The 13370-nt window shown below is 69.0% G+C and carries 10 protein-coding genes; 6 read left to right on the top strand and 4 right to left on the bottom strand.

Going from position 1 to position 13370, the window contains the following annotated elements; translation table 11 throughout:
* The first annotated feature begins 147 nt into the window (after positions 1–147).
* The gene (gene mgtE, locus I5E68_RS02295; protein ID WP_197160370.1) at positions 148–1638 is read left to right on the top strand and encodes a magnesium transporter; all 1491 of its coding nucleotides are present in this window, start codon (positions 148–150) and stop codon (positions 1636–1638) included.
* 24 nt (positions 1639–1662) lie between these two features.
* Positions 1663–2067, top strand: coding sequence for a DUF1489 family protein (locus tag I5E68_RS02290; RefSeq protein ID WP_197160366.1), 405 nt, complete (start codon positions 1663–1665; stop codon positions 2065–2067).
* An 18-nt stretch (positions 2068–2085) separates the two neighbouring features.
* On the opposite strand, the gene I5E68_RS02285 is transcribed toward I5E68_RS02290, so the two are convergent.
* From I5E68_RS02285 to I5E68_RS02270, 4 genes are all read right to left on the bottom strand, one after another.
* A complete protein-coding gene (locus I5E68_RS02285) occupies positions 2086–4152 on the bottom strand; it encodes a putative bifunctional diguanylate cyclase/phosphodiesterase (protein ID WP_197160364.1) in 2067 nt (688 codons plus the stop codon).
* Between the two features lie 138 nt (positions 4153–4290).
* Complete coding sequence (nudC, locus tag I5E68_RS02280; RefSeq protein ID WP_370463717.1) at positions 4291–5247, bottom strand: NAD(+) diphosphatase; 957 nt, start codon at positions 5245–5247, stop codon at positions 4291–4293.
* Positions 5244–6590: a serine hydrolase domain-containing protein gene (locus I5E68_RS02275; RefSeq protein ID WP_197160362.1), complete on the bottom strand. Its 1347-nt coding sequence runs from the start codon at positions 6588–6590 to the stop codon at positions 5244–5246. The genes nudC and I5E68_RS02275 overlap by 4 nt, the downstream gene beginning before the upstream one ends.
* Positions 6587–7651 (bottom strand): A/G-specific adenine glycosylase, encoded by a 1065-nt coding sequence (locus I5E68_RS02270; RefSeq protein ID WP_197160360.1) that lies wholly within the window; start codon positions 7649–7651, stop codon positions 6587–6589. The genes I5E68_RS02275 and I5E68_RS02270 overlap by 4 nt, the downstream gene beginning before the upstream one ends.
* A gap of 29 nt (positions 7652–7680) precedes the next feature.
* Between I5E68_RS02270 and I5E68_RS02265 the strand changes: the two genes are divergently transcribed.
* From I5E68_RS02265 to I5E68_RS02250, 4 genes are all read left to right on the top strand, one after another.
* A complete protein-coding gene (locus I5E68_RS02265) occupies positions 7681–8220 on the top strand; it encodes a DUF721 domain-containing protein (RefSeq protein WP_197160359.1) in 540 nt (179 codons plus the stop codon).
* A 2-nt stretch (positions 8221–8222) separates the two neighbouring features.
* A complete protein-coding gene (locus I5E68_RS02260) occupies positions 8223–8960 on the top strand; it encodes a DsbA family protein (protein WP_197160356.1) in 738 nt (245 codons plus the stop codon).
* 159 nt (positions 8961–9119) lie between these two features.
* Entirely contained in the window at positions 9120–9896 is a 777-nt protein-coding gene (locus I5E68_RS02255) for a thioredoxin domain-containing protein (protein WP_197160354.1), read from the top strand.
* 44 nt (positions 9897–9940) lie between these two features.
* Positions 9941–13363 carry an AAA family ATPase gene (locus I5E68_RS02250; RefSeq protein WP_197160352.1) on the top strand — a complete coding sequence of 1141 codons (3423 nt, stop codon included), beginning with the start codon at positions 9941–9943 and terminating at the stop codon, positions 13361–13363.
* The last annotated feature ends 7 nt before the right edge of the window (positions 13364–13370 follow it).

Below are 13370 nucleotides of genomic sequence, written 5' to 3'. Positions count from 1 at the left end.
ACGCATCGCGCCCGATATAGGGACCGTGGCGCCATTGTCACGCCCTGCCCTGCCCGCGAGCGGGCGCAGGTCCTGCGCCGTTGAGGAAATCGTCCGGTCCGCGCGGCATGTGTTGCAATTGCGAATTTGCTGCGTAGACCCGGCGCAATGAGCGACGCGGACCTCAAGGATACTTCGGAAGAACTCGAGCCGGTCCGCGGCGCGTACGCTGGTGCGCCCGGCGACCCGGACGATCCGGAGACGGACGGGGCGGAAACGGCCAGCGAGCCTGAATCGGAAAGCCTCGACGAGGACAACCGTCTCAAGGCCGAATACGTGCGTGCGGTCAAGGATGCCCTCGACGAGGAGGACTTCGACCGCGTCTACGAGCTGGTCGAGCCGCTCCACCCCGCCGACATCGCCGACTTGTTCGAGCTGGTCGATTCGGACGAGCGCCCCCGCCTTGCCAACGCGATCCGCGACCTCATGGGCGTCGAGGTCATCGCCGAACTCAACGACTGGGTGCGCGAGGCGCTGGTCGAGGCCCTGCCCGCCGACGTCGTCGCGAGCATCGCGGGCGAACTCGACACCGACGACGCGGTCGCCATGCTCGAGGACCTCGACGAGGAGGACCAGCGCGCGGTCCTCGCCGAGATGGAGCCCGAGGACCGCGCCGCGATCGTCTCGGCGCTGTCCTATCCCGAGGAATCCGCCGGCCGCATGATGAGCCGCGAGCTCGTCGCGGTGCCCGAGACGATGACCGTGGGCGACCTCATCGATTACCTGCGCGAGCATCGCGAGCTGCCGACCGAGTTCTGGGAAGTGTTCATCGTCGACCCGATGCACCGCCCGATCGGAACCTGCGCGCTCTCGTGGATCCTGCGCTGCCCGCGCAACATCCCGCTCTACGACGTCATGGCGCGCGAGCAGACGCTGATCCCGGCCGACATGGACCAGGAGGAAGTCGCGCTGCGCTTCCAGAAGTACGCACTGATCTCGGCAGCGGTGGTCGACGATTCGGGCCGCCTCATCGGCCAGGTCACCGTCGACGACGTCGTGCACATCATCTCCGAAGAGGCCGGCGAGGATACCCTGCTGCTCTCGGGCGCGGGTGACGGCGACATCAACGAGCCGATCCGCGATGCCTGGTCGAGCCGCGTGCGCTGGCTCATCGCCAACCTGCTTACCGCATCGCTCGCCTCGGGCGTGATCGCGATGTTCGAGGACACCATCGCGCGCATGGTCGCGCTGGCCACGCTGATGCCGATCGTCGCCGGGCTCGGCGGCAATGCCGGGACGCAGACGCTCGCGGTCACCGTGCGCGCGCTCGCGATGAACCAGCTCACCGCCAGTAACGCCTGGCGCGCGGTCCGGCGCGAGATGTCGATCGCTCTGCTCAACGGCGGTACCGTGGCGCTGGTGATCGGCCTCGCGGTGACGCTGATATTCGGCAACCCCATGCTCGGCGGGGTCATCGCCGCGGCCATGATGACCAATATCGTCATCGCCGGGATGGCGGGCGTGCTGATCCCGCTGACGCTCGAGAGGCTCAATGCCGACCCCGCGATCTCATCCTCGGTCTTCGTCACGATGACCACCGATTCGATGGGCTTCCTCGTCTTCCTCGGCCTCGCGACGGCATCGGGTCTGGTCGGCTGACGCGCCAGCCCCTATCTGGGGTCCATGCCGCTGAACATGACCAAGATCGCCTTCTCCGCCGCCAGCCCGGCGGACCTGCGCGCCTGGCTGGAGAGCCACGAGGCTATCGGCGAGGCCCGCCTCACTACCCGCTACCTGCCCACCCGCCACGCCGAGATGGTCGGCGGATCGCTCTACTGGATACTCGAGCACGCGCTCATCGGCCGCTCCCCGATCCTTGGCTTCGAACAGCGCGAGAGTGACGGGCGCTGGCATATCCGCCTCGCGCCCAAGCTGATCCCGGTGGTGACCAAGCCCAAGCGCGCCCATCAGGGATGGCGCTACCTCAAGGAGGAGGACGCGCCGCGCGATCTCGGCAATGGCGAGAGCAGCGGTGACATCATGCCGCCCAAGCTCGCGCGCGAACTGATGCGGCTCGGGCTGGTCTGAGGCTCGGGCGCGCAGCCCTCACGCAGCGCGCTCCACCGCTTCGCGCGCACCCTCGAAGTAAGCCGTCACGTCGCAGGCCTCGATCGGGCGGCTGTAGAAGTAGCCCTGCAGGTGCGTGCAGCCGGCGCTCGTCGTCGCGCCGATGAGGCCCTCGTCGCTGATCCCCTCGGCGACGACTTCGGCGCCGACGTGGCGCGCCATCGTCACCGCCGCCTCGAACACCGCATGCGAGGCCGGGTCCTGCCCGAGGTCCATGACCAGCGAGCGGTCGAGCTTCATGCGGTCGAACTTGAAGCTCTTGACCATCGAGAGCGAGGAATAGCCGGTCCCGAAATCGTCGAGCGCGATGCGGAAACCGAGATTGCGCAGCAGGTTGAGCATCAGCAGCGCTCGGGTGTTGCGTTCGATCGAAAGCGATTCGGTGACCTCGAGGAACAGCCGCCCGGGGGCAATGTCGTGCTCCTTGCAGCACTCGACGAGGAAGGTCGAGAAGCCCTCGTGCTGGAGCTGGAGCGGCGAGAGGTTGAGGCTCATGTCCATCTCGGGCCACTGTGCGAAGTCGCTCATCGCGCGGCGGATGATCCATTCGCCCAGCCGCACCATCAGCCCCGAACGCTCCGCCGCAGGGATGAAGGTCGAGGGCGGCACCTCGCCCAGTTCGGGGTGCTTCCAGCGCACCAGCGCCTCGACTTCGGGGCGTCCGCTCTGCACCGAGTGGATCGGTTGGTAGACCATGCGCAGCTGGTCGTGCTCGAAGGCCTTCTCGAGATCCTTCTCCAGCGCACGGTCGACCGCGCGTTCCTCGGCCATGTCCTCGGCGAAGGGGGTGGAGCCGTTGCGCCCGTTCTTCTTCGCGGCATAGAGTGCGAGGTCGGCCTTGCGGATCACCGCATCGAGTGCGGGAGCACGCGCTGGCACGACCTCGACAACACCGATCGAGACGGTCACCGCGACCGAATACTCGCCGAGGTTGAAGGGATCGCGCATCGCTGCAACCAGCTCGGATGCAAGACCATTGCCCGAGCGTCCGGCGGCGGGCCGCAGGCACAACGCGAATTCGTCACCCCCGACCCGGGCGACGAGCGCATCGGCCCCGAGGATTTCACGCATGCGCTCGCCGATCAGCCGCACCAGCTCGTCGCCAGCCGCGTGGCCGTAGTCGTCGTTGACGTGCTTGAAGCGGTCGATGTCGACCAGCATGAGCGCGAAAGTCGCATCCGGCTCGGCGGAGAACGCCTTGCTCACCGTATCGAGGAAGGAGCGGCGGTTGGGCAGCCCCGTCGCGACATCGGTGAAGGCGAGGTCGCGCACCGCGCGTGCGTTCTTGCGGAAGGTTTCGAGCGGCCCCGAGAGCGCCTCGAGCTCCTGCAGGCTGAAGCTGCCGATCTCGACCTCGAGCTCGCCGTCGGCAAGGCGCTGGACGCCGCGATGCATGCGCCGCAGCGCGGGCAGGATGTTGCGGATGAGATCGAAGGCGACCAGCGCGATCACCGCGATGGTGACGAGGCCGATGGCAAAGACGATCGACTGCCAGCGCGCAATCGAGGTGTCGAGCCGGGCCTGCGCGGCATCGCGCCGATCAAGCGCTCCCACAAGGATTGTATCGGCAAGCGCCTGCATCTGACCGTTGGTCGCCTTGACCTCGCTCGCCAGAAGCTGCGCGTCCCTGCCCCCGGCCTGTGCCTTGATGATTGTCGCAACGTGCCGGTCGAGCCCGGCGAAGACCCGCGTCGCGGCAGGCAGTTCGTGAGCCGCCAGTCCGCTGGCGCGCAGCTTGCCGAGCCTGTCGCCGATGGCGATGGCGGCATCGGTCAGGCTGTCGTTGGCGCCTGCGTCCTCGCCCGAGAGCAGCCCGCGATTGCTCGCCATGCGCAGCTTGCTCACCGCCTCCTCGAACTGGCGCGCGTTCTCGGCACTCGCAGTGGCCGTACCCAGCGCCTCGCTCTGCGCGCGCACCGCGAAGGATTCGCGCTGCGAGACCACCTGAAGCACTACCGTGAGCAGCACGATGAGCGTCATCGCACCGATCAGTCGTTTTTCCAGCGACCCGAGAAGCCGTGCCGCGATCGTTCTGAAATTCCGCATTCTGCCCCGCTCGATTCGGGGCTTTCGAATACCCCGTTTTCATCACGGGAGAGGGCCCTAACCGCCAAGGCCTGAATAATTTTCTAATGTTTTCAGATTGTTATTGTCATATATCGTCGCAAAAGCGTCACTGAAACGTCATTTTCGGGACAGCCACCAGGCCAGCAGCGCATGGGCCACGGCAGTATGCGGCGGGGCGCCGAACGCGCGGCCGTTCTCGCCCCGCGTGCGCGCCTCGAGCGCTTCGGCAACCTCCTCGCGGGTGAACCAGCGCACGTCCTCCATCTCGGTCTCGTCCATAACGATGGCGGGATCGTCGGCAAAGGCGTGGCAGCCGATCATCAGCGAGGACGGGAACGGCCAGGGCTGGCTGATCACGTAGCGCACGTCGCGCACGCGCACCCCTGCTTCCTCGAAGGTCTCGCGCGCGACCGCCTCCTCGATCGTCTCTCCCGGCTCGACGAAGCCCGCGAGCGCGGAATAGCGCCCTTCGGGAAAGCGCGGCTGGCGTCCGAGCAGCAGGCAGCCTTCGTGCTCGACGGTCATGATCGTGACCGGGTCGACACGCGGAAAATGCGAGGCGCCGCAGTGGTTCGGATCGTCCTGAGCGCTGGCCTCAGTGCGAGAGACGCAGTCGCGCTGCCAGCCGCCCTTGGCGATCACGGTGGCCGCCCCGCACTGGGCGCAGAAGCGATGGCGTGCGTGCCAGCTGACCAGCGCGCGCGCCGCTCCGTAGATCGCAAGTTCGCCCACATCGAGCACCGCCATCGCGTTCCAGCCACCGGGCCCCGCATGCGGGCCGCCAGGCGGAAGGTTCAGCGGCACTTCGGCAAAACAGCCGCGTGCATGCTCACCCTCGCCCTCGAGCCCGAGGAACACGAGCTCGCCGCGCGAGGCCTCGGTCGGCAGGTCCCTCCACACCAGGGCACCATCGTCGCTCAGCACCGGGTCGAGCCCGTCGAGACACAGCACCTTCGCCTTGCGCCCGAGCAGCGCCGCGATTGCCGCGGGATCGGCGCGCACGTGGTCGGCGCGGTCGATCGGAGAGCCGGCGAAGGCAATCGGGGCGGGCAGGCATTCGGACAGGGTGTTCACGCCTTGGTATCTCCAAGCAGGGCGGTGATGTCGGCTTTGAGCGCCGACTGGAACTGGGGCAGCAGTGGCACCGCGTCGGGCGGCATGAACTGCACGAAGAGCTGCGAGCGCAGCGCGTGGCGCATGTCGACCATGCCGAGCGTTCCCGCCGCTCCCGACCAGCCGAACACTCCCGCCTCGGGTCCGGTTCCGACCCGCCCGCCCGCACCGAACCCGGCGCTGCGCCCGCGCCGCGCAGGCCCGGGATCGCCGCTGCCGTCGTCGACTGGTCCCGCAACGCCTGCAGGAAGGAGGTTCGACGTCCCGAGGCGTACCGCCTCCTCGGCGAGGATGCGCCTGCCATCGAGCATGCCGTACTGGGCCAGGATGCGCAGGAAACGGTCGTAGTCGCGCGGCGAGCTGACGAGGCCCGAGCCGCCGAAGGGAAACGGTGGCGGGTCGAGGTAGATCGAACCCGCGCCTGCATCGATCGGCACGAGTACCGGGCCCAGCGCTCCGAAATTGGTGGTGAGACGCGCTGCCTCGCTCGCGGGCACCGCGAAGAATGTCGAGGTCATTCCCGCCGGTTCGAAGATCGTCTCGGCAAGATAGCGGTCGAAGGGGCGTCCAGAGACCACCTCGATCACCCGCCCCATCAGGTCGAGCGCGAGCGAGTAGATCCATCTGGCTCCCGGCTCGGCCACCAGCGGCACTTGCGCCAGACGCTGCGCGAAAGTGTCGAGACCCGAGACCGCCTTGCCGTTGAAGATGCCGGGCATGTCGAGGCGCGAGACCTGCCCGCCGATCAGGCCCTTTTGCTCCATCAGCGCCTTGATCGGCCCGCTCTGCACGAACGTATAGCCAAGCCCTGCGGTATGGGTAAGCAGGTGGCGCATGGTGATAGGACGCGCGGCGGCATGGGTCTTGTCGACCGGGCCGTCGTAGCGGTCCTGCACCTGCATGTGGCGGTACTCGGGCAGGACTTCGTAGACCGGCATGTCGAGCGAGATCTTGCCTTGCGCGATCAGCTGCATGGCGGCCATGCCGGTCACCGGCTTGGTCATCGAGTAGATGCGAAACAGGCTGTCGGGCCCCATCGGCGCGGCATCGGTAAAACCCTGCGTCCCGCGCGAGACGAACTGCGCCTGCTGCCCCGGCAGGCCGAGCGAGGCGACCATCCCGGGAAAGCGCCCCGGCCCGGTCCAGCGTTCGACCACCTCGCGCACGCGCGGCAGCAGGTCGCGCCGATCGGCAGCAAGCGCGATGCGCGAACCCGGCAGCGTGCTCAGCCCGGCAAGCCCCGCCAGCCGCAAGAACAGCCGCCGGTCGAGCGCCGCCGAGAGCCCCTCGCGCGCCGCGCTCATGCCGCGTCTTCCTGCATCGCCACGGCAAGGCGTGCTGCCTTGGCGAAGAGCGTGGGCAATCCGGCATCGTCGAGATGATCGAGCGGCCACCACTCGCCCTCGCCGGGCCCCTGGGCGACATTACCTGCCAGCATCTCGACGTGCAGCTCGAGCGAGAAATGGGTGAAGACGTGGTTGACCCGGCCCGCGGCCTGCCAGGTGCCCGCCAGCGGCGCTTCGCCGTGCCCGTCGGTGCGCGCCTTCCAGCCGTCGTCGGGCAAGGCCCGCATGCCACCGAGCATGCCGCTGCCGGGGCGCTGGACCAGCCAGACGTGCGTGCGGCCGCCGATTGCGCGGGTGATCCAGTACGCCCGCCCCTTGCGCGCGGGCTTGGCCTTCTTCGGCGCCTTCACGGGAAAGCGCGCAGGATCGCCGCCAGCGCGCGCGGCGCAGGGCTCGGAAAGCGGGCACAGCAGACAGCGAGGGTCGCGCGCGGTGCAGACCGTCGCGCCCAAATCCATCATCGCCTGAGCAAAATCGCCCGCGCGCGCATCCGGGGTGATCGTCTCGGCTCCATCGCGTATCTCGGGACGCGCGGCGGGCAGTTCACGCTCAATCGCAAAGAGCCGCGAGACGACGCGCTCGACATTGGCATCGACCACCACCGCGCGCCGGTCGAAGGCGATCGCGGCGACGGCAGCGGCAGTATAGGCGCCAAGCCCGGGGAGCTTGCGCAGCTCCTCCTCGGTATCGGGGAAGGTGCCGCCGCGCGCTGCGACCTCGCGCGCGCAGGCCAAGAGGTTGCGTGCCCGCGCGTAGTACCCGAGGCCCGCCCATGCAGCCATGACGTCCTCGTCGCGCGCCGCGGCAAGCTGCGTGACCTCGGGCCAGGTGCGGGTGAATTTCGCGAAGTACTCCTTCACCGCCGCGACCGTGGTCTGCTGGAGCATGACTTCAGAAAGCCACACCCGGTAGGGCTCGGGCGGCGGGCTACCGGGCGGGGCGCGCCACGGCAGGTCGCGGGCATGCGCGTCGTACCATGCGAGCAAGCGGGCGGAGATCGTTTCGGAACTGGCGTCCATCGGGCCGCTATGGCATTGGAGCGCCGGTAATGGAACGCACTCCCGGCAAGGACAGGGGCAAATCGAAGCCCCGGCAGTACGAAAGGCCGCGCGGCGGTCAGGCGCGCTCGATCTCCGAGCTGATGCCCGACGTCGGGCGCACCGCCTTTCGCCGCTTCGGCTTCGTGCAGTCGAGCGTGGTCACCCGCTGGCCCGAGATTGTGGGCGAGCGCCATGCCCGGGTGTGCTCGCCCGAATCGATCCGCTTCCCGCCGGGCGAGAAGATGGACGGCATCCTCCAGCTGGTCGTGCGCCCCGCCCACGCCCCGCTGATCCAGCACGTCCTTCCCGAGATCATGGAGCGGGTAAACCGCTTCTTCGGCTACAAGGCCGTCGTCAAGGTGAAGATCCGGCAAGGCGAGGTTAAGCCGCCGGCTGCTTCAAAGGCGCAAGCTGCACCCCCTTCGCTCAAGCCGGTGCCGCTCGAACTCGGCGAATCGCTGCGCGACGTCGGCGACCCCGAACTGCGCGCGGTGCTCGAATCGCTGGCGCGCAGCATGGGCACTACGGAAGACCGGAAAGACCACTGAGAATGACCTCTACGATGCGTATCGCCGCCCTCGCGGCATCGGCCCTTCTCGCGGTGAGCGGATCGCTCGCCACGGCCAATGCGGCACCGGCCAAGCCCGCCGCCGCAAAGGTGAACTGGAACGGGCAGGTCCAGGAAACCGCCAACGGCAGCTTCGCACTCGGCAACCCCGAGGCACCGGTCAAGGTGACCGAGTTCATCAGCTATACCTGTCCGCACTGCGCCAAGCTGCATCAGGAATCGGACCCGGTCCTGCGCATGACCGCGATCCCCAAGGGGCAGGTCTCGCTGACCATCAGCAACTTCGTGCGCAACCCGATCGACGTGACCATCGCGATGATCACCGGCTGCGGCGACCCAAAGACCTTCTTCGCCCGCCACAATGCCTTCATGGGCACCCAGGAAACCTGGCTCAAGAAGCTCGAGACGATCACGCCCGCACAGCAGCAGCGCTGGAGCCAGGGTGCCTGGCCCGATCGCATGCGCGCCATCGCCAGCGACTTCGACTTCTACGCCAGGGCCGAGAAGTTCGGCATGACCCGCGCGAAAGTCGACCAGTGCTTCACCGACGAGGCGCGCATTAAGCAGCTCGAGGCACAGCTGCAACAGGCCGCCGCCCTCGGCATCCGCGGCACGCCGAGCTACACCATCAACGGCAAGCTGGATGCCGGGCACACATGGGCCGAGATGTCCAAGGCGATTGCCCAGACCCTCGCCGAGAGCAAGGCGGGCAACGTCTAAGCCGTGCCCGCGCGGCGCAGTTGGGCGGTCACACCGCGCTTTCCTGTGGACACCCGCCCCACGCTGCACCTGCCCGCTTTGAACCTGCCCCTGTCCGGGGTTAGCCCTTATCCGCTATAGCCTTGTCAAATCGCGTAAGATCGCAAAGGATTCGCATCGATGACCCGCGCCACGAAGACCAGTTCCCACCTGCGCAAGATCGCGCTCGGCACGCTCCTCGCCCCGCTCGCGCTCGGCCTCGCGGCCTGCGGTGACAAGGCTGCGGATTCCGCCGAGGTGCCGAGCAGCGAGCCGATCGCCAAGATCGCCGCGCCCGCAGGCCAGTCCTGGGCCGACGTCATCGAGAAGACGCCCGAAGGCGGCTATCGCATGGGCAACCCTGAAGCACCTATCAAGCTCGTCGAGTATGGCGCGCTGTCTTGCTCGCACTGCGCCGAGTTCGCGCACGAAAGCTTCGAGCCGCTGCGCAACGACTACGTCGCCAGCGGCCGGGTGAGCTACGAGCTGCGCTATTTCATGCTCAACGCCTACGACTTCCCCGCGACCATGCTCGCGACCTGCGGATCGACCGAGGCCGTGCTCCCCTTGAGCGAGCAGTTCTGGGCCTGGCAGCCCAACATGTTCCAGAACGCCCAGTCCGCAGGCGAGGACAAGCTCGAAGCAATCGGCCAGCTGCCGCGTGATAAGCAGTTCGCGGCGACTGCCGAAGTTGCGGGCATGACCGAGTTCTTCGCCTCGCGCGGGCTGCCGCGTGACAAGGCGCTGGCCTGCCTCGACAATGCCGCGACCGCCAAGGCGCTGGCCGACCAGACCCAGAAGGCCTCGCAGGAATACCAGATTTCCGGGACGCCGAGCTTCCTCATCAACGGCGTCAAGCTCGACACCCTGCCCTGGGCCGAGCTCGAAGCCAAGCTGCAGCAGGCAGGCGCCCGCTGATGCGATCCCGCGCCCTTTCCATGCCGGCTGCACGGTAGGGCGCGGTGTATTTCCGGCGGCTCAAGCTCAGCGGCTTCAAGAGCTTCGTCGAGCCTGCCGAACTGTATATCGAGCCGGGGCTGACGGGCGTCGTCGGCCCCAACGGCTGCGGCAAGTCCAACCTGCTCGAAGCGCTGCGCTGGGTCATGGGCGAAAGTTCGCCCAAGTCGATGCGCGGCGGGGGCATGGAAGACGTGATCTTCGCAGGCACCGCCAACCGCCCGCCACGCGCCTTTGCCGAAGTGGTGCTCCAGGCGGTGACCTCGGACCGCGAGGAACTCGAGGTCGTGCGCCGGATCGAGCGCGGCGCGGGCTCGGCCTACCGGGTCAACGGGCGCGACGTGCGTGCCAAGGACGTCTCGCTGATCTTCGCCGATGCCGCGACCGGCGCGCATAGCCCGGCGCTGGTCAGCCAGGGCCGCATCGCCGCGGTAATCGCGGCGAAGCCTGCCGAGCGCCGCGCCATGCTCGAGGATGCGGCCGGGATCTCGGGCCTCCACGTGCGCCGCCGCGACGCCGAGCAGAAACTGCGCGCCACCGAGGCCAATCTCGCCCGCCTCGAAGACATCATGGCCGGGCTCGACCGGCAGGTAGCGACCCTGCGGCGACAGGCAAAGGCCGCCGAACGCTATCGTGCGCTCAGCGACCAGATTCGCCTCGCCGAGGCGCGGCTGCTCTATGCGCGCTGGCGCGATGCCGCCGCCGCCGCCGAGGCCGCAAAGAAGGAAGCGCAGGAGACCGACTCCCGCGTCGGTGCGGCCCAGCGCGCCGCTCACGAGGCGCAGCAGGCACAGGCCAGTGCCGCACAGGCGCTGGTCAAGGCGCGCGACGAGCAGGCCGACCGGCGCGACGATGCCTCGGCGCAAGGGCACCGCATGGCCACGCTCACCGGCCAGCTCGAAGCCGCCGAGCAGAAGCTGCGCGATCTCGACCGGCAGAAGCTGCGCCTCGAGGAAGACCGCGGCGATGCCGACCGCATCACCCGCGATGCCGCCGAGGCGCTCGCCCGGCTCGAACGCGAGCTGGCCGAGGGAGAGAAGCGGCTCGCCGAGGACGAGGCCCAGCGCCCGCGCATCGCCAATGCACTCGAGGGGGCGGAACGCGCCGCGCGCCAGGCCGAACTCGACCATGCCCAGGCCACCGCCGCGCAGGCCGGTGTCGAGGCCGAATGGCGCATCGCCCAGTCGGAACTGGCACAGGCGCGCACGCGCCTCGAACGCGTCGCTGCAGACACCACACGTCACGAGGCGCAGCTGGCCGCGCTCGATGCTGCAGGCGATCTCGAAGCAGCGCTCGAGACGGCGCAGGAAAAGGCCGCAGCCGCAAGTGCGGCCCTTGCACAGGCCCGCGCCGCGCTCGAGGCGATCCAGTCGCGCAAGGCCACGCTGCAGGAGGAGCGCGACACCGCCGCCTCCGCGGTCTCGGCAGCGCGCGCCGACCTCACCGGGATCGAGCGCGAGCATGCCGCGCTGCTGCGCGACCGCGAGGCGCGCGCAAAGGGCGCGAAGGCCGCGCACGGGATGCCCGTCGCGATCGAGCAGGTGCGCGCGGCCCCCGGCTACGAACGCGCACTCGCCGCCGTGCTCGGGCGCGATGCCAAGGTGCCGCTCGGCAGCGATCCGGGCGCGGAGGGGCGCTTCTGGACCGGGGCCGAGGCGCCTTCGCCGGTGCGCGACAGCCTCGCAGCGCAGGTGACCGCCTGCCCGGCCGAACTCGCCGCACGCCTCGCGCTGGTCCACGTGGTGCAGGAGGATGACGCACGCAGACTCGGCCCGGGCGAATGGCTGGTGACCCGCGCCGGCGTGCTGCGCCGCTGGGACGGCTTCGTCGCGCGCGGCGAAGGCGCAGCCGAGGCCGCGCGGCTCGAGGCCGAGAACCGTTTCGCCGAACTCGAGGAGCGCCTGCCCCCCTTCCGCGCCGCACTCGCCGAAGCCGAGCAGCGTCAGGGCGCGGTACAGACGGAGCTTGCCGGGCTTCAGGCGCAGGTCGCGGCCGCCGAGCGCGCCATCGCGGATGCCGCCAATGTCGAGCGCACGGCGCTGCGCGGGGTCGACCAGGCGGAGGATGCACGCCAGCGCCACGCTGCGCGCCGCACCGAGCTTGAAAACGCAGCCGCCGAGCTCTCCGAACGGCGCGAGAGTGCCGAGGCCGATGTCACCGAGGCCGAGGCCAAGCGCGCCGCGCTGCCCGATCCGGAGAGCGGGCGCGCCGCGCTCGAAACCGCACGGGCCCGCAACGAAAGCGCCAAGGCGGCGATGCAGTCGGCCACCGCCGCGCTCGCCGGGCACGATCAGGCGCTTGCGGTCGGGCGCGAACGCACGGCCTCGCAGCGCGGCGACATCAAGGGCTGGCAGGCGCGTTCGGGCGATGCCGCCAACCGTCTCGCGCAGATGGCCGGACGGCTCGAGGAGATCGAGACCGAGCGCGCGATCCACGCCGCCAAGCCCGAGGCGCTGATGGCGCAGATCGAACAGGGCGAAGCCGTGCGCACGCGTCTCGCGGGCGAGCTCGAAGAGGCCGAGGCTGCGGTCACCACCGCGATCGAGGCCTCGCGCTCCGCCGATGCCGCACTCGCCGCGGCGCAGGAAGCACTTGCCAGCGCGCGCGAGGCCCGCGCCGGAGCGAGCGCACGCGCCGAGAACGAGGATGCGCGCCGGGTCGAGTTGAGCCGACTTTCGGGCGAGCGTTTCCAGTGCCCGCCCCCGGTCCTGCCCGAGCGCTACGCCTTCGTCTCGGCAGAAGTCGGCAGCGCCGAGGCCGAGAACCGCGCGATGGACGCGCTCTCGAACGAGCGCGAGAAGATCGGCCCGGTCAACCTCGTCGCCGCCGACGAGCTGGCAGAGGCCGAGGAACGCCTCGGTGTGAGCGTGACCGAAAAGGAGGAACTCGCCGAGGCGGTGAACCGGCTGCGCGGCTCGATCGGCAACCTCAACCGCGAGGGCCGCGAGCGGCTGCGCAGCGCCTTCGAGGCTGTCGACGGGCACTTTCGCCGCCTTTTCACCAAACTGTTCATGGGCGGGCAGGCTCATCTCGCGCTCGTCGATTCGGACGATCCGCTCGAAGCCGGGCTCGAGATCTTCGCCCAGCCGCCGGGCAAGCGGCTGCAGTCGCTCACCCTGCTCTCGGGCGGCGAGCAGGCCTTGACCGCGGTCGCGCTGATCTTCGCGCTGTTCCTCACCAACCCTTCGCCGATCTGCGTGCTCGACGAGGTCGACGCCCCGCTCGACGATGCCAATATCGAGCGTTTCTGCGATCTGCTCGAAGCGATGACGCGCGAGACCGAGACGCGCTATCTGATCGTCACCCACAATGCGGTGACGATGAGCCGCATGCACCGCCTGTTCGGCGTCACCATGGTCGAGAAGGGCGTCTCGCGGCTCGTCAGCGTCGATCTCACCGCCGCCGAGGAACTGCTCGCGGCGGAGTGAATTGGAG

It is taken from the genome of Novosphingobium aureum, from assembly GCF_015865035.1.
GTDB lineage: Bacteria > Pseudomonadota > Alphaproteobacteria > Sphingomonadales > Sphingomonadaceae > Novosphingobium > Novosphingobium aureum.
Note: the sequence above shows the minus strand (reverse complement) of the source record. Positions and strands in the feature narration are given on the sequence as shown.

Bases quoted from the DNA above. Each gene is read 5' to 3' on its own strand.
- mgtE (WP_197160370.1), top strand. From the start codon at position 148: ATGAGCGACGCGGACCTCAAGGATACTTCGGAAGAACTCGAGCCGGTC.
- I5E68_RS02290 (WP_197160366.1), top strand. From the start codon at position 1,663: ATGCCGCTGAACATGACCAAGATCGCCTTCTCCGCCGCCAGCCCGGCG.
- I5E68_RS02285 (WP_197160364.1), bottom strand. From the start codon at position 4,152: ATGCGGAATTTCAGAACGATCGCGGCACGGCTTCTCGGGTCGCTGGAA.
- I5E68_RS02275 (WP_197160362.1), bottom strand. From the start codon at position 6,590: ATGAGCGCGGCGCGCGAGGGGCTCTCGGCGGCGCTCGACCGGCGGCTG.
- I5E68_RS02270 (WP_197160360.1), bottom strand. From the start codon at position 7,651: ATGGACGCCAGTTCCGAAACGATCTCCGCCCGCTTGCTCGCATGGTAC.
- I5E68_RS02265 (WP_197160359.1), top strand. From the start codon at position 7,681: ATGGAACGCACTCCCGGCAAGGACAGGGGCAAATCGAAGCCCCGGCAG.
- I5E68_RS02260 (WP_197160356.1), top strand. From the start codon at position 8,223: ATGACCTCTACGATGCGTATCGCCGCCCTCGCGGCATCGGCCCTTCTC.
- I5E68_RS02255 (WP_197160354.1), top strand. From the start codon at position 9,120: ATGACCCGCGCCACGAAGACCAGTTCCCACCTGCGCAAGATCGCGCTC.